The organism is Niallia taxi (assembly GCF_032818155.1).
Taxonomy (GTDB): domain Bacteria; phylum Bacillota; class Bacilli; order Bacillales; family Cytobacillaceae; genus Niallia; species Niallia taxi_A.
Genome location: NZ_CP102589.1, coordinates 3215669 through 3237186, shown reverse-complemented (window position 1 = coordinate 3237186; position 21518 = coordinate 3215669). Strand labels below are relative to the sequence as shown.

Annotated in this window: 18 protein-coding genes; 13 read left to right on the top strand and 5 right to left on the bottom strand. The window is 39.7% G+C overall.

Features of this window, described 5'->3' with window-relative positions:
- Positions 1–35: 35 nt before the first annotated feature.
- Both xylB and NQZ71_RS16275 read left to right on the top strand, forming a co-directional pair.
- A complete protein-coding gene (gene xylB, locus NQZ71_RS16280) occupies positions 36–1526 on the top strand; it encodes a xylulokinase (protein WP_144452211.1) in 1491 nt (496 codons plus the stop codon).
- Between the two features lie 20 nt (positions 1527–1546).
- Positions 1547–2530, top strand: a complete 984-nt coding sequence (locus NQZ71_RS16275; protein WP_275004659.1) for an aldo/keto reductase — start codon at positions 1547–1549, stop codon at positions 2528–2530.
- 52 nt (positions 2531–2582) lie between these two features.
- On the opposite strand, the gene dpaA is transcribed toward NQZ71_RS16275, so the two are convergent.
- Positions 2583–3443, bottom strand: coding sequence for a dipicolinic acid synthetase subunit A (gene dpaA, locus NQZ71_RS16270; protein ID WP_144452213.1), 861 nt, complete (start codon positions 3441–3443; stop codon positions 2583–2585).
- Positions 3444–3706: 263 nt separating this feature from the next.
- Here dpaA and NQZ71_RS16265 point away from each other — a divergent pair, with 263 nt between their 5' ends.
- Entirely contained in the window at positions 3707–5305 is a 1599-nt protein-coding gene (locus NQZ71_RS16265; RefSeq protein ID WP_144452214.1) for an ATP-binding protein, read from the top strand.
- 52 nt (positions 5306–5357) lie between these two features.
- On the opposite strand, the gene NQZ71_RS16260 is transcribed toward NQZ71_RS16265, so the two are convergent.
- Positions 5358–7331, bottom strand: a complete 1974-nt coding sequence (locus tag NQZ71_RS16260) for a methyl-accepting chemotaxis protein (protein ID WP_317010991.1) — start codon at positions 7329–7331, stop codon at positions 5358–5360.
- A 327-nt stretch (positions 7332–7658) separates the two neighbouring features.
- Here NQZ71_RS16260 and NQZ71_RS16255 point away from each other — a divergent pair, with 327 nt between their 5' ends.
- From NQZ71_RS16255 to nadE, 5 genes are all read left to right on the top strand, one after another.
- Positions 7659–8456: an NUDIX domain-containing protein gene (locus NQZ71_RS16255; protein WP_317010990.1), complete on the top strand. Its 798-nt coding sequence runs from the start codon at positions 7659–7661 to the stop codon at positions 8454–8456.
- A gap of 126 nt (positions 8457–8582) precedes the next feature.
- Positions 8583–9152 carry a cysteine hydrolase family protein gene (locus tag NQZ71_RS16250; RefSeq protein ID WP_144452527.1) on the top strand — a complete coding sequence of 190 codons (570 nt, stop codon included), beginning with the start codon at positions 8583–8585 and terminating at the stop codon, positions 9150–9152.
- Positions 9152–10612, top strand: a complete 1461-nt coding sequence (locus tag NQZ71_RS16245; RefSeq protein WP_144452217.1) for a nicotinate phosphoribosyltransferase — start codon at positions 9152–9154, stop codon at positions 10610–10612. Before NQZ71_RS16250 ends, NQZ71_RS16245 begins: the two co-directional genes overlap by 1 nt.
- Positions 10613–10618: 6 nt before the next feature.
- On the top strand, positions 10619–11233 hold the full coding sequence (gene nadD / locus NQZ71_RS16240) for a nicotinate (nicotinamide) nucleotide adenylyltransferase (RefSeq protein WP_144452218.1): 615 nt from the start codon (positions 10619–10621) through the stop codon (positions 11231–11233).
- A gap of 20 nt (positions 11234–11253) precedes the next feature.
- Positions 11254–12078, top strand: coding sequence for an ammonia-dependent NAD(+) synthetase (gene nadE / locus NQZ71_RS16235; protein WP_260053668.1), 825 nt, complete (start codon positions 11254–11256; stop codon positions 12076–12078).
- On the opposite strand, the gene NQZ71_RS16230 is transcribed toward nadE, so the two are convergent.
- The 3 genes from NQZ71_RS16230 to NQZ71_RS16220 all read right to left on the bottom strand — a co-directional run bounded on the left by NQZ71_RS16230 (position 12079) and on the right by NQZ71_RS16220 (position 16092).
- A complete protein-coding gene (locus tag NQZ71_RS16230; protein WP_317010988.1) occupies positions 12079–14055 on the bottom strand; it encodes a metallophosphoesterase family protein in 1977 nt (658 codons plus the stop codon).
- A gap of 177 nt (positions 14056–14232) precedes the next feature.
- Positions 14233–15084 (bottom strand): hypothetical protein, encoded by an 852-nt coding sequence (locus NQZ71_RS16225; protein WP_317010987.1) that lies wholly within the window; start codon positions 15082–15084, stop codon positions 14233–14235.
- A gap of 102 nt (positions 15085–15186) precedes the next feature.
- A complete protein-coding gene (locus NQZ71_RS16220; protein WP_317010986.1) occupies positions 15187–16092 on the bottom strand; it encodes a helix-turn-helix domain-containing protein in 906 nt (301 codons plus the stop codon).
- A gap of 170 nt (positions 16093–16262) precedes the next feature.
- Between NQZ71_RS16220 and NQZ71_RS16215 the strand changes: the two genes are divergently transcribed.
- The 5 genes from NQZ71_RS16215 (at position 16263) to NQZ71_RS16195 (ending at position 21452) form a co-directional block, all read left to right on the top strand.
- Entirely contained in the window at positions 16263–16979 is a 717-nt protein-coding gene (locus NQZ71_RS16215) for a ThuA domain-containing protein (RefSeq protein WP_375545191.1), read from the top strand.
- Between the two features lie 22 nt (positions 16980–17001).
- A complete protein-coding gene (locus NQZ71_RS16210) occupies positions 17002–18033 on the top strand; it encodes a Gfo/Idh/MocA family protein (RefSeq protein WP_144452224.1) in 1032 nt (343 codons plus the stop codon).
- Positions 18034–18063: 30 nt separating this feature from the next.
- A complete protein-coding gene (locus tag NQZ71_RS16205; RefSeq protein WP_144452225.1) occupies positions 18064–19032 on the top strand; it encodes a sugar phosphate isomerase/epimerase family protein in 969 nt (322 codons plus the stop codon).
- A gap of 18 nt (positions 19033–19050) precedes the next feature.
- Positions 19051–20106, top strand: coding sequence for a Gfo/Idh/MocA family protein (locus NQZ71_RS16200; protein WP_144452226.1), 1056 nt, complete (start codon positions 19051–19053; stop codon positions 20104–20106).
- A 167-nt stretch (positions 20107–20273) separates the two neighbouring features.
- The gene (locus tag NQZ71_RS16195; protein ID WP_317010984.1) at positions 20274–21452 is read left to right on the top strand and encodes a GTP-binding protein; all 1179 of its coding nucleotides are present in this window, start codon (positions 20274–20276) and stop codon (positions 21450–21452) included.
- Positions 21453–21518 lie beyond the last annotated feature (66 nt).

Here is a 21518-nt window from a genome sequence, read left to right as displayed (position 1 = left end):
TTTTAAAACACAAATGACAAAATGAGGTGATTTATATGAAGTATTGCTTAGGAGTAGATTTAGGTACAAGTGCTGTAAAGATTTTGCTTGTAGATAAAGAGGGGAATGTTGTTCATGAAGTATCAAAATCTTATCCACTCATTCATGAAAAATCGGGCTATAGTGAACAAAACCCTGAGGAATGGTTCCAAAAAACGCTTGCAGGATTAACGGAAATAATGGAAGTCTTTGAAGGGGAGAAAGAGGATATTGAAGGCATCAGCTTTTCAGGGCAAATGCATGGCCTTGTTTTGTTAAATGAGGAGAAGCAGGTATTGCGGAACGCAATACTATGGAATGATACGAGAACGACAGAGCAGTGCCAAATTATTATCGACAAAGCAGGGGACAAACTGCTTGAGATAACAAAAAACCCAGCATTGGAAGGCTTTACCCTGCCTAAGCTGCTATGGGTTAAGCAATACGAAGAGGAAATATTCGATCAAGCGGCTGTTTTTCTGCTGCCAAAGGATTATTTGCGCTTTAGGCTCACTGGAAACATACATACAGAATACTCCGATGCAGCAGGCACACTGCTTCTGGATATAAGTAAAAAGGAATGGAGCACAGAGCTTTGTGAACTGTTTGGAATTGATAGCAGCCTTTGTCCTCCGCTTGTAGAATCACATGCTTTTGTTGGTACTGTTACTGCTGAAATTACGAAGAAAACAGGTTTATCCTGCCAAGTGTTCGCTGGTGGAGCTGACAATGCATGTGGCGCGATTGGGGCAGGTATACTTGCAGATGGAAAAACACTTTGCAGCATCGGTACATCTGGTGTCGTTCTTTCCTATGAAGAAAAAGCAGACAAGGATTTTGAAGGGAAGGTACATTATTTCAATCATGGTGAGGAAAATGCCTACTATACGATGGGGGTAACATTAGCAGCAGGGCATAGCTTAAGCTGGTTTAAAGAAACGTTTGCTGAAAATATTGGTTTTGATGAACTGCTTGAAGAACTAAATAATGTTCCGATTGGGGCAAATGGACTGTTGTTTACTCCTTATTTGGCAGGTGAAAGAACACCGCATCCAGATGCTGCAATTCGCGCCAGCTTTATTGGCATGGATGCTGCTCACAAACGCAGGGATTTTGTTCGTGCAGTGCTGGAAGGAATCACTTTTTCATTGAATGAATCAATTGAGATTTTTCGAGCGAGCGGAAAGACAATCAACACGATTATCTCGATTGGCGGCGGAGCTAAAAACGAAAACTGGCTGCAAATGCAGGCAGATATTTTTAAGGCAAGGGTGCAAAAGCTATCAAGTGAACAGGGTCCTGGAATGGGTGCGGCAATGCTTGCAGCAGTTGGAGCAGGCTGGTACATCTCCCTTCAGGAATGCGCTGAAAAAATGCTTCAGCCTGCGAAGGAATTTGAGCCTATTCAAGAGAATGTTACAAGGTATGAAGATTTATATCGAATTTACCAAAAGGTGTATAGTCAAACTAAAACGCTGTCTGAGGAGTTAACACAGTTCCGAAAGTAATAAAACTAGGAGGCTGAATAATGAAGTATAGACATCTGGGGAAAACAGGTCTAAAGGTAAGTGAAGTAAGTTTTGGGACTTGGGCGATTGGAGGCTCTTGGGGGAAAACAAATGATGCTGAAGCACTTAAATCGCTTGATCGGGCAATAGGGGAAGGTGTGAACTTCTTTGATACAGCTGATGTCTATGGAAATGGGCATAGTGAAGAACTGCTTGCGATGGCGACGAAGGGTAAGGAAGAAGACATTCATATTGCGACAAAATTTTGCCGGAGCGGAGATATTCATTCAGCTGACACTTACACATATGAAAATGTTCAGACCTTTTGCGAAAATAGCTTGAAGCGCTTGAACAGAGAGGCTATCGACTTATATCAGATTCATTGTCCGCCGCTTGAAGTTCTTCAGGATGGCAGTGTTTTTGAAGTCCTTGACCGTCTGAAAAAGGAAGGGAAAATTAAGCACTATGGCGTCAGTGTAGAAACAGTGGAAGAAGGTTTAGTATGTCTCAATCATGAGGGCGTTGATGCACTGCAAGTCATCTTTAATATTTTCCGTCAAAAGCCATTAGAAACACTTTTGCCAGAAGCAAAGCGGAAAGGCACAGGGATTTTGGTGCGTTTGCCGCTTGCGAGCGGGCTGTTAACAGGGAAGTTTACGGAAGGGCATCGTTTTGAACAGGACGATCATCGTGCATTTAATGAAAATGGAGAGTCTTTTAATATTGGAGAGACATTTGCTGGCCTTGGTTTTTCAAAGGGAGTGGAGCTAGCAGAAGAGCTTCGCTGGATTGCAGAAGGTCGCCAATCCATGGCATCAGCTTCTTTAAGATGGATACTTGACCATGAAGAGGTATCATGTATAATCCCAGGCTTCAAAAATGAGCAGCAAGTTATGGGTAACTTAGTGGCATTGCAAGAAAAATCCTTTTCACAGGCCGAAAAAACAAGGCTGCAGGAGTTTTATCAACAAAAAGTGAAAAACAGTATTAGGGGACCATATTAATACAAATAAAGGGGCAGCTGCCCCTTTTTCTCATTTTAAGCATAATCAGAGGCTATTCGAGGACAATATCGGCGATTATTTCACCTGCTGTTGTCGGTGCAACCTTAGCTGGCAGACCGAGAGCATGAATGGCCTTTATTCCTTTTTCCTCTGCATAAGCGAAATCTGTTCCACCAGGCTTTGAGGCAAGATCAATAATGAAAGCTTGTGCTGACATGGCATCAATCAGCTCTTTTGTGACAACATGAAAGGGAACGGTATTAATACAAATGTTTTGAGTAGCTATCTCTTCAGATAAGGTATTAAACAAAATTGGCTTTAAGCCCATTTCCTGTACTCTTGCTTTGTCAGCTGTTTCTCTGACGGCAACACTGACAATGGCGCCGACAGCTGCAAAAAGACGGGCAACGGTCATGCCAACCCTGCCAAAGCCTAATACTACTACATTGGAACCATGTATCGTATAGTCTGTTTCTTCTATGGCAATCTTTAAAGTACCTTCAGCAGTGGGGATGGAGTTCAAAATAGCGACATCATCTCGTGAAAAGATGGAGATGATGCTACGTCCTGTTGTTTTTTTTATGTATTCGAGAAATGGGGTAATGATGCCTGAATAAATCTTGCAATCCTCTTTTGTCTGCCGAAACATATTTTCTGTCAAAACAATTTCCTCACTAGAAAACTTTGATTCTGCTTTTCCATTAGTTGCAATGCCAGGGATAGGCAAAAGGATTCTGTCCACACTGCTGAAATCAACTTCAGATATCCGTTGTTTGATGACATTAGCATATTCCAGCTGTATTTGATCAAAGCCTGTCAAAATAATCTTTCCAGCTGTTTTAGCAAGCTTATCAATCACTTGAAGCTGGCGTTGATCACCGCCGATAATCAGGATTGTAGAGTTATCAATCATCTTGGACCTCCTAAATGAAAAGTGTATTCTCTTTAATAATAGTAAACAATTATGATAAATAGTCCTGTTCTTATGGTAATATATATTTTCATAGAACAAAGAAATGTTAATACATAATTATTGTTATAAACAATTATTCCTCTAAAAGGATGAATTTTTTGTTATGATATAATTCGACGCAAATAGCAGTAACGCCTTTCATTATTTTAATCTTAATAAAACATTAATACTCATTATATATGTAACGAAACGGGAGCAATTTTATGGAGAAAGCATCTATTGATTTTAAATCACTTAAACAAAAGTGCCTGGAAAATGGACTAAATCCAACTGCGATGACAGTTTTTTCGGAGAGGCTGAATAAAGAGGAATTACTTCAAAAGCATATGGAGTACCAGGAAATTTTGGATGTCGTTGTGTATTTTCTCGATAAATTCCTCGATTCTTTAAAGGAGATGCCAATTATCGCTTCTGTCTGTGATGCAGAGGGATATTTGCTGAGGAATCTTGGTCATGAACAGAGCATGCGGAATGCAGAAATAATCGGGATTGCAGAAGGAGTGCGCTTTAAAGAAGAGGATTGTGGCATTGATGCCATTTCTTTATCGTTAAAGCATAAAAAAAGCGTTGAAATAGTAGGGTTTCAGCATTATCATACACATCTCCATACGAAAGCCTGTTATGCAGTGCCTATTATGGACTGGACGGAGGATAAGGTTATTGGGACAATCTCGATTATGACAGAGCTTGAACATGCAAGCCCTCTGATGCTGACGCTCTTGTCCACTGTGAATCAAACGATTGAAAGGGAAATTGATTTAATTAGGCAAAACCATGAGTTAAATATTTTGAACAAGATTATCATGGATACGACGAGAAACGGGATATTAGTTGCTGCTCAAAGTGGTAGGCTGCTTGATTTCAATGCATTTGCAGAACATATAACAGGATGGAAAAAAGAGGATATTATCGGTGCGAGCATTTTGGATTTAAAGTATTTTGGAGAATATTTGCAGAATGTACTTAACACGAAAAGACCTTATACAGATATTGAAATTTCCTTTACGAGAGAAAAGGATAATGAGACCCTTATTTTCTTGCTTGATTGCTTTCCAATCTTTTTGAACAACGGGACGCTAGTGGGTGCATTTGCTCAATTCAGGGATTTTACTGATCGCAAGAAAACAGAACAGCTTTTGTTGAATTCAGAAAAGCTGACTGCTGTCGGACAGATGGCTGCAAGTGTAGCGCATGAAATCCGCAATCCGCTCACTACGATACAAGGATTCATTCAGTATTTAGAAAATGACTTCAATAAAAAAGCTCATTATGACCTTATCATGTCTGAGTTAAAACGAATTAATTTTATTGTAGGGGAATTTTTGATTCTTTCTAAGCCGCATGCTGTTCACTTTGTTAAACAAGACTTGCAGAAGATTATGGATGAAACAGTTTCCTTATTCCAGGCAAGTGCCAATATGAACAATATCTTAATGGAAAGAAATTATAACGAGAATAGCATACTAGTCCAATGTGATGAAAACCAATTAAAGCAAGTTTTCATGAACGTTTTTAAAAACAGTGTGGAAGCAATGCCATATGGGGGAACGATTAAAATTCTTACAGATGTGACAGAGGAAAAGGAAGCGATTATTCAAATTGAGGATAATGGCATCGGTATGACCCCTGCGCAAATCAAAAAACTCGGACTTCCATTTTATACGACAAAGGATACGGGAACAGGATTAGGCTATATGGTGATATTCAAAATTATTGAACAGCATAAAGGTCATCTTCATATTGAAAGTGCTGTTAATCAAGGAACGACTATTGAAATTAGACTTCCGCTTGCAGAAAAATAATGATAGTGAAAAGCCGCCGCAGATTTAAAACAAATCTGCGGCGGCTTTGTTGTTAATATTTATATTTTTTAATAATGGCGTGTAGCTCATCTGCCATAACTGAGAGTGTATGGGACGAAGAGGAAATCTCCTCCATTGCTGCAAGTTGTTCTTCTGTCGATGCAGCGACCTCTTCTGATGAAGCTGCATTGCTTTTCGCAATATCTGCAACATCAAAAGCTGTTTCTTCTACGTCCTTAACGACTACAAGCATTTCTTTAATTGTGTTAGATACATCAGCCATTTTTGGTGAGATTTCCTTCATGCTGGAAAGGATATCACCAAACTTTTCAATAGCATCCTCCGATACAGACAGTCCACTTTGAACGTTGTCAACGACAGTAGCCATTTTTTGAACAGTGCTTTCTGTGTCCTGCTGGATGGCCTTAATCAAATCTGAAATTTGACTTGCTGAGCTTTGTGATTGTTCAGCGAGTTTTCGGACTTCTTCTGCAACAACGGCAAAACCTTTGCCAGATTCGCCTGCTCTTGCAGCTTCAATTGCTGCATTTAATGCTAGAAGATTTGTCTGTTCTGAAATAGCTGTAATAACATTTAAAATAGTCCCGATTTCTTTAGAGCGGTCATACAAGGAGTGAATGACTGCATTCGAATCAAGCACAGATGCATGTATAAGATTCATTTGGTCAACAGTCAGCTTAACAGAACGGCCGCCTGTTTCCGCTTTTTCAGTTGTTTCTCTCGTCAAATTGGAAACAGCAGTAGTGCTTTCAGAAATGGAAGCAGTCCCTGCCGAAATTCTGTTTAATGCTAAAATATTTTCTTCCATTCCTGACGTTTGTTTTTCAGCGCTTGATGCAACCTCTTGAATAGCTTCTGCCACTTGTTCTGTTGCTTCACTTGTCTGCACAGCACTTGCATTAAGCTGTTCGGCTGAAGCAGCCACTTGAACGGCGTTATGCTCAACAGTTCCTAACAAACTTCTTAAGCTTGTCTGCATGTCAATGAAGGATAAAGCAAGCTTGCCAATTTCATCATTTGAATTTGTTTTAATATCTTCTGTTAAATCACCACTGCTGATTTTCTGTGCTGTTTTTTGGAGTGCTCTCACTCTGATGACAATCGATCTTACTATCACCATGACAATTGCTGCACCAATAACTACTGCTACAGCAATCACAAGGAAGGTAGTGTTTAAAATTGGTGAAGCTGCTTCTTCTGTTTCTGAAGAAGACATAGTTCCAGCTATTTTCCAGCCTGTCAGTTTATTTGTCGTGTAATACATAACACTTTCATTGCCATCAGTGGTATAGTTGATGATCCCGTTGTTTGCTTTGTAAAGCTCCTTATAATAGCTTTGTTCAGCCTTCGCACCAGCTTCTCCTTTTGGATTCACGATAAATAGCTGCTGTGCATCAAGGAGCAGGGCATATCCATCTTCACCGATATTAACATTACTCGCTGTCTCTGCAAGTCTTTTTATATTGATATCAATTGCCAATACGCCACTTCCGTCTTTCAGCTTTTTCGTGACAGTAACAACCATATCTCCTGTGCTTGAATCTTTATAAGGACTTGTAACAACTACATCATTACTATCCATTCCCGCTTGATACCAAGGTCTTTCTCTTGGGTCATAATCGCTTGAAAGGTCTGTTTTAGGATATGAAATCATTCGTCCATCTGTTGTACCGATATAAATGGATTGTGCTTCTGGATGTAATCCGATATATTGGGTGAGCTTTTGGACTCCTTGTGAATTATTGTCTCCTTCTGTAAACATGTCTGCAGTCAGTAAATCACTAAAAAATCCTGCATCATGCACCTTTGGGGAAAGCGTATTGTCTATGTTTGAATTAAGCAGTTTAACATTTTCCTCAGCGCTTTTTAATAAACTGTTTTCTAGTTCATTTTTAGCACTGTTATAGGAAAGGAGGCCCACTGCTATTGTTGGAATTAAAAGAATAATAGCAAATGCTGTGTAAAGCTTTGCCCTTAAATTCCATGTGATGTTTATTTTTTTCATTGCTGCTTTCTCCTTAAGTTTAGTTTCAAGAAAGCAATCAAAGCCAATTATAGTGAGATTGCAATCTTATTAAGATTTATTTCGGCATTGACGAGGGAAAATTGAAGCACTTAATTTGAAAAAAAATATTATTGTCAAAATAATTGAAATGAAAATGCTTTATTTGTTAACACTTCAATATTATAGGGGTTGTTTGATAGGAGTCTTTCATTTTATAATCTGGAAATTTAATATTTTTTGGGCTTGCAATTGGAAGGAAAAGGAGGTATATTGTAAATAACAAGTAATTAACGAATTACAAATTACTACATGATAAGAGGGTTTAGCATGAAATATAAAACAGAAAAAGAAGCACTGGCAAATTATGATTCAACAAAATACCGAACGCCTGACGGTTATACTGCTGATATTGCCATTTTCACGATTGTTTCAGAAAAAACAGAGGAAAAAGCACCACCATCCATGACACTGAAGCTATTGCTTATAAAGCGGGCTGAAACTGACCAAGAAGGAAATCCAAATATTGAGGGTGGAAAATGGGCTCTTCCTGGGGGATTTGTTGATGCACTAAAGGAAGAAACTGCTTTAATGGCAGCAAAAAGAGAATTAAAGGAAGAAACAAATGTGGATGGTTTGCATATAATGCATTTTGGCGTATATGACAATTTTAAACGAGATCCAAGGGGCTGGATGATATCAAATGCTTTTTATGCAATCGTTCCAGAAGAAGATATTAAAAAGCGTCAGGCTAATGATGATGCAGCAGAAGTGGAGTTGTTTGCTGTAGAGGAGATACCAGCTTTAAACTTGGCTTTTGATCATCAAGAAATCATTAAAGATGGACTGCGCTTTATAAAGCGGGACATGATTACGACTACTGCAGCTAAAAGCTTCCTGCCAAAGGAATTTACACTGTCAGAGCTGCAGCGGGTGCTGCTGACAGTTGGAGAAGATCCAAGGATTTCGAATGATTCGGTCTTTTTCACAAAGGCACCAAAGCTTCCATTTATTGAAAAAGCAACCGATGTAGACGGGTCACCTAAAAAGACGAAAAGAAATTCATTTAGACCATCACAGCTATATGTTTTTAATGATTATGAAATTATTGAATCCATTTATCATTAATGTATATAAAAGAAGGGAAAGAAAAAGCTTTCCTCCTTCTTTTTAACTATAGTAATTTGAAATTTAATAATTACAAATAACAAAATAAATACCCACAATATTTTAAATAGGGAGGAATAATAAATGGTGAATAAGGCGTTAATAAATATTGACTATACTGTTGATTTTGCTTCAATTGATGGAAGATTATCCTGTGGTGAGATGGGGGAAATAATAGAAAAAGAAGTTACATCTATTACAGAGAAATTTATCCGTAATGGTGATTATACGGTTTTTGCCGTGGATGTGCATGAAGCGGGGGATACACATCATCCAGAGCATACATTATTTCCACCCCATAATATTAGGAACACAGCAGGCAGAAGTTTATTCGGCAGTTTGCGGGAGGTTTATGAAAGAAATAACCAGCTCAATCATATTTATTATTTAGACAAAACAAGATACTCAGCTTTTACAGGGACAGATTTGGAGTTGAAGTTAAGAGAAAGAGGTATCACGGAGCTTCATCTTGTCGGCTTATGCACAGATATATGTGTGCTTCATACTGCAGTAGATGCATATAATAAAGGCTTTAGTCTCGTCATATATAAGGATGCGGTAGCCTCCTTTTCACTAAAGGGACATGAATGGGCAATCGAGCACTTTAAGACAGTTTTAGGAGCGAAAATCATTCAGAGAAATGGAGCGGATGAATAATGAGATATTCAGATGACAGCTTAATGCTGCACACAGACTTATATCAGATTAATATGGTAGAAACGTACTGGAAGGACAATGTTCATGAACGGAAGGCTGTGTTTGAAATGTATTTTCGCAAGCTTCCCTTCGGAAATGGATATGCGGTTTTTGCAGGACTTGAGCGGGTTATGGACATAATCGAGAGCTTTCATTTTTCAAAAACAGATATTGAGTATTTGCGAGAGGTTGGCTATTCAGAAGAGTTCTTGAGCTATCTGAGTGAAATTCGCTTTACTGGTGACATTCATTGTGTGAGAGAGGGAGAAATCGTGTTTGCCAATGAACCACTGCTGAGGGTTGAGGCAACATTAGCAGAAGCACAGCTGTTAGAAACAATTCTCCTCAATATTGTAAACTATCAAACCTTGATTGCCACAAAGGCTTCTCGTATCAAAATGGTAATTGGTGAAAACACGGCAATGGAATTCGGGACGAGAAGGGCACATGAACTGGATGCTGCATTGTGGGGAACAAGAGCAGCTTATATCGGCGGTTTTTCTGCAACCAGTAATGTAAGAGCAGGGAAGCTCTTTGATATTCCGATTGCAGGTACACATGCCCATGCTCTTGTGCAAGCATATCGCGATGAGTATAAAGCATTCAAGAGCTATGCAAGCAGCCATAAGGATTGTGTTTTTTTAGTCGATACTTATGATACTTTACGCTCAGGGGTGCCAAATGCAATCAAGGTTGCTAAGGAATTTGCGGGTCGCATCAACTTTAAGGCGATAAGACTGGACAGTGGTGATCTTGCGTATTTATCAAAAAGAGCAAGACAAATGCTCGATGAGGCAGGCTTTACAAATACAGAGATAATTGCGTCCAATGACCTGGATGAATATACGATTATGAATGTAAAAGCAGAGGGTGCGAGAATTGATGTGTGGGGTATTGGCACAAAGCTGATTACCGCATATGACCAAGCGGCACTTGGTGGTGTTTACAAGCTTGTCAGTATTGAAGAAGAAAATGGAGAAATGGCCGATACGATAAAAATCTCAGCTAATCCGGAAAAAGTAACAACACCTGGTCAAAAAAGGCTGTACCGCATCATTAATAAAGGGAACGGTCATGCGGAAGGAGATTATCTTGCACTTGCTAGTGAGGATGTCACACAGGAACGATTGAAAATGTTTCATCCTGTTCACACATATATCAGCAAGTTCGTCACAGATTACACAGCAAAAGAATTGCATGTGACAGCAATTAAGGATGGAAAGAGCTGTTATGAACAGCCGTCTCTCCAAGAGATTCAAAGATATGCAGCAGATAATCTCAAGCTGTTTTGGGATGAATATAAACGTATGCTGAATCCAGAGGAATATCCAGTCGATCTTAGCGAGGAATGCTGGAATAACAAAATGAAGCTTATTAAAGAAGTCCAAGAAGAAGTTGAAAAAAGCATGGGAAGGAGGTAATTGAAAATGGGGAAAATTGGTATTTATGGCTCTTCCTTTGATCCAGTCACAAATGTCCATTTATGGACAGCAAGCACTGTTGCACACAGGTGTAAGCTGGATAAAGTGATTTTTCTGCCGTGCTCAAGCAAACGACGGGATAAACAGCTTCATGTCGATGATAGTCATCGCTGGAAAATGCTTGAGTTAGCAATCGAAAACAATCCGAAGTTTACTGCAGATGAGTATGAAATGAAGGAAGAGGCATGGAATATTTACACCTACAATACGCTTGAGCACTTTAAAGCAGTTTTTCCTAATGATGATGTCTATTTCATTATGGGAGCAGATTTGCTAGTGGATATTGGGAAGGGGAAATGGGCGAAGGGGGAGGAGCTTATTGCCGAAAATAAGTTTATTGTTATGGCAAGAGATGGCATTGATATGCTAAAGGCAATCAGTCACTCTCCTATATTGAGGAATAATGATGATGGCAGCACTTTTCATCTTCTTGATAAAGGATTGGCAATGGAAATAAGCTCCACCTATATTCGCGAAGAACTGGCAATGGGGGGAGAGCCACGGTATTTATTGCCTGACGCTTGCTACAGATATATTAAGGAGAACAATCTATACAAATAGAGTAGTAGGGAGAGGAAAAGATGAGACAGCTTCAAGCAGAAATTATTGAAACGCTTCATGTTCAGCCAAACATAGATCCAGCCATTGAGTTTAGAAAAAGTGTTGATTTTTTAAAGGGGTATTTAACTAGAAATAAGGCAAGTAAAGCACTTGTATTGGGACTGTCTGGCGGGCAGGATTCAACACTTGCAGGTTTTATGTGTCAGACTGCTATCAATGAATTGAACTTGGAGCAGCAAGAACAAATGTATGAGTTTATTGCAGTAAGGCTGCCATACGGAATTCAGCTTGATGAACAGGATTGTCTTGATGCTATCCAGTTTATTAAGCCATCAAGGGTAATAACAGTAAATATTCAAGCAAGTGTGGAGGCAAGCTTTGCGTCTGTTCCCATTAAAAGGGGAGAGAAGGCAGACTTTCTTAAGGGAAATGTGAAAGCAAGGGAAAGAATGAAGGTTCAGTATGATATTGCTGGTGCGACAGACGGTCTTGTTGTGGGGACAGATCATGCTGCAGAAGCAGTGACAGGCTTTTTTACTAAATTCGGTGATGGCGCGGCAGATATTTTACCGCTGTATCGGCTAAACAAGCGGCAAGGCAAGCAAATTTTGAAAGAGTTAGGCTGTCCAGAACATTTATATACAAAAACACCGACAGCGGATTTAGAGGATAATAAGCCGCAAATTCCAGATGAAACAGCGCTTGGCTTGTGTTATGAAGTGATTGACGATTACTTGGAAGGTAAAGAAGTCGATGGTGAATCTGCCGAGCGGATTGAAGCAAGATATGTGGTGACAAAGCATAAGCGCTTAAGCCCTGTCACCTTGTTCGATCAGTGGCAATAATCACAGGAATTTATTCGTAATGCCAGGTGGAGAAACTTCAAGCAGGCCAAGATTATTATTTGTTTTAATGATAAAGCCACTGTCCAGTGTCTCATGCTGGATTTTTTCCTTCCAAATATAATCAGATGTTGTTTCACCTTCACATAGGAGATAATGATAATCACAATAGCGATGTGTGACATTCTTTTTGATAAGCTGATTCCCTAAAAAGAGAGATCCTTTTAAAGCAACACTTGCAAGTCCGCGAAAGGATTCATTTTTAATGGGACTGCTCGTGTATTGATGAATCGTTCTTTTGCCATGATATTGATGCTCCACCTCTGAATGAAGCGCATATGCCATATGTGCATCACCAGAAAGAATGATACATTCAGAGGGATTCCATTTTGCTAGCCAATTATGAAATTCATGGTATCCACGCCCATTGAATTTCCACCATTCTAAATCCATTGTTTCCTGCAGATTTGGGATTGTATTAGAGATTGGCAGAACAATCCTTTTTAAGAACGATTCGATAAGATCTACACCATATAAGGGGGTTGCTGACAGAAGTATCAGCTTCTCTCCTTTTTTCCAGTTAGATGCATAAAGGCTTTTTTCTAATTTTTGCCATGCTTCCTTTTTTATAAGGTTTGGACCCTTCGTCCGCTTGCTGAGATAGGAACCAATTAAATTTGGTTTTTTCTCAGGATAGAAGCGCTGTGTCCGTGTATCAAGAACTAACGTAACAGGAGTGGAGGGTATTGTATAATGCCAATTGGAGAATAACCACATAGATGAGAGCCAAGATTCATAGTCTTTTGATTGGATACTGCTTCCTTTTAACCTTGCATGAATGGCAGCCAAAAATCGTTCGGAAAAGGTTTCAGGAGCATTGCCCCAACCCTGGAATGCCCAGTATGCAGTCAATCCATTTGCGATTACATGCCTGCCGAGCGGCGCATTGCCAACCTTTTGCATCCAATCATTAGAGATATTCCAATCATCTGTTATGTCATGATCATCAAAGATCATATAGACAGGCAGATTTGCCATTAATCTGCGAATTTTTGGAACAGAAATTGCAAATTGAGCCAGTGAATTTGCTTGCTCTTCATATTTTTTTCGTCTTGTTTCCAATGCTTTGTCTGTGTTTAACGTCTCATCCATATAATATTTATCCTCAGCTAACAGCTCATCAAATGATAAAAACGAATTAGCTTCCTTTGCTGTTTCCCAAAGAGCCGGACTCCAGCTTAACAAGTACATTGCTGCATATTCACCTAATGTAATCAGATGATTGGCTGCTTTTGTTGAGGTAAAGCAGCATAATTCCTTCATCATTTCTGCACGGCCATTCACTTGAGAAAAGGAAATATCATAGTCTGGTCCAAGTACAATTGGTAATTCCTTATATGCGTCTTGTTTGCCAATCAGCTTTTCACCAAGTAATTGTATAAAAGGGGTAATTGGGCCGGCAACATCATCTGCGTAGATTTGGTCACCTAAGAGAAAAAGGGAGGATGGTCTCTTCTTTAAATCAGACCAGCAGTCTGCAAGCTGGCTGTCTCCTTTTGTAAGGGCATCCTTACCAATTCCATGCAGCTTTTGACAGGAGCCGTAAAGAAAGCTGGCAGATTCAGCTTCTGTGATGAAAAAGGACGGAAGAGGCAAATTTCCATAAACGATGGAGCTTGGATGATGGTGGTCGAGTAATTGATAGTCTGCTAAGTTCCATTCTATAGATTTATCGCTAAAGAAAACATTATATCCAAGAAGCTGCTCTGTCGGAAAAGCTTCTTCTTTAGGTGTTGCCTTCATTAAATAGATAAATAGGTTTTCTCCTATTCTGGCAATAGTTGTTTCACAATTGCTGCTAACACAGTTAAGGAAGAACTCATCGTCAGTTTGTTGGACATTATATATCTCTGTCCGTGTGTCGATTAACTTGCTTAAAGCAATCCAGCAGTATATCTCCTTCTTCTCTGTTCTTCTCAAAATTGGCCCAGCTAATATGTCAGGAAAATTCACTGGTATCACCGTCCCGCACTTTTTTACTCTAGGCTATTCACCTAGTGCAAGAAATGTGAGGGTTTTCAACTGTTGGATAAAAAAACCTGTGTATGGCTGGTAATAAAGGATGACGGTAAATCCCGTCATCCTTTATAGTAATGCTTAATAAAAAGATGTGCTGTTAATGGCAGCGGAAGTATTGCTAGTTGGCTTCCAATTTATTGGTGGTAGAGAAGTTCCAGATAGTTGGATGCTGTTTGGGAATGCTTCATCCGTTGTTTCAGAATCTTTCATGCTTGCAGAACTTGCACTGATTTGTTCTTGCTTTGCTGCCTCTAGCTCAGCGATAATGCTAGCGAAAAGGGAAGTGATCTGCTCTTCTGCTGCTGATTCTAAATCAAGGCTTGAAAGCTGGTTTATTGTATTTTCAGATAGTGAATCTGTAAGGAGTGAATTTCCCTCATCCTCATCCGTATTTAAGCTGCTGATAAGGTTAGCAAGAAATTGACTCATCTGCTCAACGGAATAGCTTTCGTCCGTAACTGATGTCTCCGCATAATTTGGCGGTGGCACTGCGCCAAAAGGCATAGCTGTTCCCTTTGGTTTAGAATCCTCTAAAACTTTTGTGATTTGATTAAATAGGGCTGTTACATCCTCCTCTGAACTGTCGTTCACTGTAAAGCCTGACAGCAGGTCATTTATTGTACTGAAAGCAGTCTGCAAACCTTCAGGTAGTGAAGCATCTGTTGCATTTCCAACATTTGCTGCTTTTGCTTGCATATTCTCAAGAAAAGCAACCTTCTGGTCTGTAGTTAATGAAGCATAGTCTGTCGTGTCGTTTACACCTGCAAGTGTGTAAGCTGACGGCACATTACTCACCTGACTGCTTGAAATAAGCATGTCCTGAAAAGATTGCTGGGAGCTGTCCTGCGTCGAGGCTGCTGCTTCTGATGCAGTCTTTTGTGCCCATTGTAAGTAGGAAGCTGCAGTAGAATTACTAACTGATAATGACATAAAAAAATTCCCTTCTATTAGAAATCGGCACCGAAAATATAAGCCGTATTAATAATAGAGAGGAAACCTTAAGAATTTCTTAAGTTACACCATAGGCGTACTTTAAACTACTGCATTTTGCTGCATGCGAAGCCGGTACTCCTTTGGAGAGCAGAGATTATGTCGTTTAAAAAGCTTATAAAATTGTGCAATATTGCTTATACCAACATCAAAGCTAATCTCCATAATACTTTTTTCACTTGTTAACAAAAGCAGCTCCGCTTTCTTTATTCTTTTTAGATTCACATAGTCAATAAAGGAAACTCCCATGCTTTTTTTGAAATATTTAATGAAATAATGATAGCTTAAGTTTAAGATTGCACATGCCTCCTCGACAAAAAGCTTATCCTTTAAATGGTCCTCAATATAATCGAGCACTGGCTTAAGGCGAGTGAAGGAATCAGCATCCGCAAATTTTAAGAGGTTTTCCTCATCATTTCTAATTAAAAGAAGGAGCAGCTTCTTAATTGCTGCATTGATGGCAATTTCATACCCCTTTTCCTTTCTTTGTGCCTCCATATAAATTTCAATAATGAGGTTGTAAACCTGCTGCTTTGTTGCGTCATTCTGCTTAAATATATAATTCAAATGTTGAAGCGGTGTTGTAACCTCTGAAAAACAGTGCAAATAAGGAAGTATGCTTTGGTCAAAATGCTTCAATAAATCCACTTGAAACACGATATATCTTAAATTTCCCTCAAACTGCTTACATGTCCTGTGAGGTTGGGACGCACCCATAATATAGGTATCGCCCTCACCAATTACAGTCGATTGATACTGGTGCTGGATCGCCAAATTCCCCTCTATTATTGCCAGAAATTCAACTTCTTTATGGAAATGCCATGTCTCCTTTTCAATGGCAGCTGTGTATGCTGGTTCTTCATTGATTTCCCACACCTTTAAAGATAATAAAGGATTTTCATAGTGAACGACTTCATTTACTAGCTCTTCATATGTATTTTTAATCATGCGTTAAGACCCCCGACTCAAAATATACTGGCATCATTCCATATGAAAATATATTTTTATTTTTTTCATAAATGACACATTTGAATAAAAAGAAGCCAGTTTTGAGCATTTATTAAATCGCTTTCATTTCTTATAATGATACCATAAATCGATATTGGAGTGTGGCTAACTTGATAACTATATGGAATGAAAATCGCCATGAAAAAATAAATTCTACTGTAGCGGAAATCTACCCAACAGGTATACACGGCTGTATTGAAAGTATTTTGAAAAATGCAGGCTTTGAGACGAAAACAGCAACACTGGATGAGCCGGAGCATGGTCTTACAGATGAAGTGCTTAATAATACAGAGGTTTTGATTTGGTGGGGCCATATTGCTCATGGAGAAGTAAAGGACGAAATTGTACAAAAGGTACAGCAGCGCGTTCTTGATGGTATGGGACTTATTGTTCTTCACTCCGGTCATTTCTCTAAAATATTCAAATTGCTGATGGGAACAAGCTGTGATTTGAAGTGGAGAGAAGCGGACGACAAAGAAAGACTGTGGGTTGTAGCACCAAGTCATCCAATTGCAGAGGGGATTGGTGAATACATCGAAATAGAAAAAGAAGAGATGTATGGCGAGCATTTTGATATTCCTGCTCCAGATGAGCTGATTTTTACAAGCTGGTTTACAGGCGGAGAAGTGTTTAGAAGCGGCTGCACGTATACGCGCGGAAATGGCAAGATATTTTATTTCAGACCAGGACATGAAACATATCCTACATATCATCATAAAGACGTACAGCAGGTCATCGTTAATGCAGTGAAATGGGCTAAACCTGTAGCGAGAAACAGACCTGTGTATGGAAACAGTCAGCCGTTAGAAAATCCAACAGCAAACTAAACAATAATAGGGGGAAAATATTATGAGTACATTAAAAATCGGTGTAATAGGCTGCGGCAGTATTGCTCAGCATAGACATTTGCTGGAATACAGCTGGAATAAGGCAGTCGAAATCGTTGCTGTTTGTGATATTAACGAGGAGCGTGCACTTGAGATCGGCAAAGAGTACAGTGCAAAGGCTTATACAGATTATAAGGAGCTGCTTGCTGACAAAGACATAGATGCAGTCAGTGTGTGTACACCGAACTATCTGCATGCGCCAATTTCTATTGATGCCCTTAATGCAGGTAAGCATGTTCTTTGTGAAAAGCCGATGGCAACATCATCAGAGGAAGCAGAACAGATGATTGAGGCAGCAGAAAAGAACGGAAAGAAACTAATGATCGGCCATAACCAGCGCTTCGTTAAATCGCATCAAAAAGCGCGTGAACTTATCCAATCTGGAGAAGTTGGCAAAATTTACAGCTTCCGGTCTGCATTTGGACATGGCGGACCTGAGCAATGGAGTGTGGACGGCAAGGAAAGCTGGTTCTTCCAAAAGGAGAAAGCATTTATCGGGGCAATGGGAGACTTAGGTGTTCATAAAACAGACCTGCTTCGCTATGTGCTTGGAGAAGAGTTCGTGGAAGTAGGAGCATTTGTAGAAACGAATGCAAAGGACTTTGCAGATGTTGACGATAACGCTGTATGTGTTCTTAAAACAGAAAGTGGCGTCATTGGAACATTAGCGGCAAGCTGGGCTTATACAAGCAAAGAGGATAACTCAACGGTTATTTATGGTGAAAAGGCGATTCTTAGGCTAGAGGATCATCCGCAATATTCATTGATTGTACAATATGCGACAGGCGAAATAGTAAACTATGAGCTTGGCAAAATCCAATCAAATGATGCTGGCGGCCAAAATGCAACAGGTGTCATTGATCACTTTGTATCTTCCATCGTGTCTGACACAGAGCCTTTAATCACAGGTACAGAGGGAAAAAAATCGCTTGAGGTTATATTAGGTGCAATCAAATCAAACGAAACGAAGCAAATTGCGAAAATTAACAAATAGATTATTGACGTTTGAAAGGGGAGAAAAGCTATGAAACTGGGAGTCTTTACAGTTCTGTTTTCTGATAAAAATTTCGAGGAAATGCTTGATGCGGTGAAAGAAGCTGGCCTTCAGGCTGTTGAAATCGGCACAGGAGGATATCCAGGAAATGCTCACTGTGATTTGGACGGCTTGCTGGAGAACGAAGAAAAGAGACAGGATTACTTGAAGCAGGTAGAGAAGCGGGGCTTGATGATCAGTGCATTCAGCTGTCATGGAAACCCGATTTCACCTGAAAAGGATTTTGCTTTAGAATCACACGAAACATTGATGAAATCGATTAAGCTTGCTTCACTTATGAACGTGCCTGTCGTTAATTGTTTTTCTGGAACAGCTGGTGATCATGAGGGAGCAAAATTCCCGAATTGGCCTGTAACACCATGGCCAACAGAATACAGTGATGTGAAAACATGGCAATGGGAGGAAAAGCTTATTCCATATTGGAAGGAAGTTGGCCAATATGCGAGCGAGCATGGGGTGAAAATCGGTCTTGAGCTGCATGGCGGATTTTTGGTTCACACACCATATACCCTGCTGAAACTAAGGGAAGAAACAAATGACGCGATCGGAGCCAATCTTGATCCAAGTCATTTGTGGTGGCAAGGAATTGATCCCGTTGGAGCAATAAAAATATTAGCAAAGGCTAATGCCATTCATCATTTTCATGCAAAGGATACGTATATAGACCAGGATAATGCCAATATGTATGGTTTAACAGATATGCAGCCATACGGCAATGTCCAAACAAGAGCATGGACTTTCCGGTCAGTAGGCTGCGGACACAGTGCATCTGAATGGTCTGATATGATGAGTGCATTGCGAACATATGGCTATGACTATGTTGTCAGCATTGAACATGAGGATCCGCTTATGTCTATCCGAGAAGGACTGGCAAGAGCTGTATCAACACTTAAGTCAGTTGTTATTGAAGAAGCGCCATCTCAAATGTGGTGGGCATAATAAAGGAGGATGTTAAGTATGACTTCATATAAAGTAGGAATCGTAGGGTGCGGCAATATTTTTCCGATGCATGCTCAATCAATAGTAACAAGAGAGGATGCGCAGCTTGTCGCAGTATGTGATGTTAAAAAGGACAGAGCAGACGCAAAAGCAGCAATTTATAATTGTGCATCATACACAGATTATGAGGAAATGTTTAACAGTGAGCAGCTTGATGTTATCCACATTTGTCTGCCACACCATTTGCATGCACCTGTTGCGATTGCAGCAGCAAAAAGAAAGATTCATGTTTTGACAGAAAAGCCGATGTCAATTGCATTTGACGATGCAAGAGAAATGGTGGAAACAGCAAAGGAAAATGGCACTACATTAGGAGTCATTTTTCAAAATCGCTATAATCCAGGCTCCCAGCTTATTAAAAACATGCTAGTGAATGGGGAGCTTGGGGCAATTAAATCAGGTAAACTGTCTGTAACATGGGACCGTTCTGATGAATATTACTTAAAAAGCGACTGGAAAGGTACATGGGAAAAAGAAGGCGGCGGCGTGATCATCGATCAGGCTATCCATACGCTGGACTTAATGAGATGGTTCGTTGACAGTGACATTAAATATGTGGATGCTACTATCAGCAACCGTGCCCATGAAATTATTGAAGTAGAGGACTCGGCAGAAGGAGTTATCTCTTTCCAAAATGGAGTAGTATCTGCCTTTCATGCAGTTAACTACTACACATATGATGCACCTGTTGAAATTGAACTGCATTGTGAACAAGGAATTGCGAAGATGGTCGCAGACCGTGCGACTGTCAGGTTAATGGACGGAAGAGAGTTCATCGCAGACAATAATCCACAGGAAACCTTCCATTATGACAATGGAGCAAAGGGATACTGGGGTGTAAGCCATGTGAAGCAAATCAATAATTTCTATGAGTCATTGAAATCAGGAGCAGCACCTGATATTACGGGCGAGGATGCATTAAAAACACAAAAAATGATTTGTGCCATTTATGAATCTGGAAAGAAACGAGAAAGAGTTATTTTCCAAGAAAATGCACAGGAAGAAATGGCTTAATATTAAAACCTTTGTGGGAGTATTTCCGCAAAGGTTTTTCCTTTATAATAAAAAACCTCTTTACAAACCGTAATGATTACGATTAATATAAAAAAGAAAAAAGATCAAATTAAACATATAATATATAAATCGTAATAATTACGTTTTAAGGAAAGAAGGAGTTAATTTTGAATGAACGGATAGGAGTGACTGTACTCAGTGGTTATCTTGGGTCAGGAAAAACGACCTTGTTAAATCATCTATTAACAAGTAAACACGGTGAAAGGATTGCCGTTATCGTCAATGATATGAGCGAGGTGAATATCGACGGTAAACTTATTAAGCAAGGTGGATTCAAAAGAACAGATGAAAGGCTTGTTGAAATGCAAAATGGCTGCATTTGCTGCACATTAAGAGAGGATTTGCTATTGGAGGTAAAAAAGCTTGCAGAGGATGGAGAAATCGACCATATTTTAATCGAATCCTCAGGCATTAGTGAACCTGTTCCTGTCGCACAGACGTTTACATATTTGGATGAAGAGACAGGCATTGATTTAGCGGCTATTTGCAAAATTAATGCAATGATAACAGTGGTGGATGCCAATAGATTTTGGCATGATTATGGATCTGGAGAAACGTTAGTAGACAGACATATCGGAAGAGATGACCATGATGATCGTGAGATAGCAGATCTGCTTATTGACCAAATTGAGTTTGCCAATATCATTATTTTGAATAAGATTGATCTTGTACCAGAGCAATCGGTTTTCGAATTACAGCAGGTGTTGAAGAGACTTAATCCAGATGCAGCTATTCATACAACGCAATTCAGCAAGCTTTCATCAGAGCATATATGGAATAAAAATGTGTTTAACTTAGATGAAGCAAGCCAAGCAGCTGGCTGGATAAAGGAGCTGCAGGAGGAGCATATTCCAGAAACAGAGGAGTATGGCATTTCTTCCTTTGTATACAAAAAAGCACGACCATTTCATCCAGAGCGATTTATGAAGTGGCTAGAAAATTGGCCATCTGTAATAGTCAGAGCAAAGGGATTCTTTTGGCTGGCGACAAGAAATGATAACATTGGTCTGCTTTCCCAAGCCGGTTCATCTGTGTCCATTCAAGGAGCAGGAGAATGGATTGCCTGTCTCCCAGATAAGGAGAGGAAGGCAGTTCTGGCAGAGGAACCGGAAGTTCAGGATAGTTGGGATGAAACATGGGGGGACAGGCAAACAGAATTAGTATTTATTGGTCTTAATATGGATAAACAAGCAATCCAGAGTGGGCTGGATGAATGTCTGTTAACAGATCAAGAAATGAGAGTTGACTGGCAGATATTCCAAGACCCATTGCCAATGTATACGTAAAAGCTGGTCTAGGTTTTAAATCGTAATGACTACAATTTATAAAAGGATAGTAGATGTCGGAGGAGA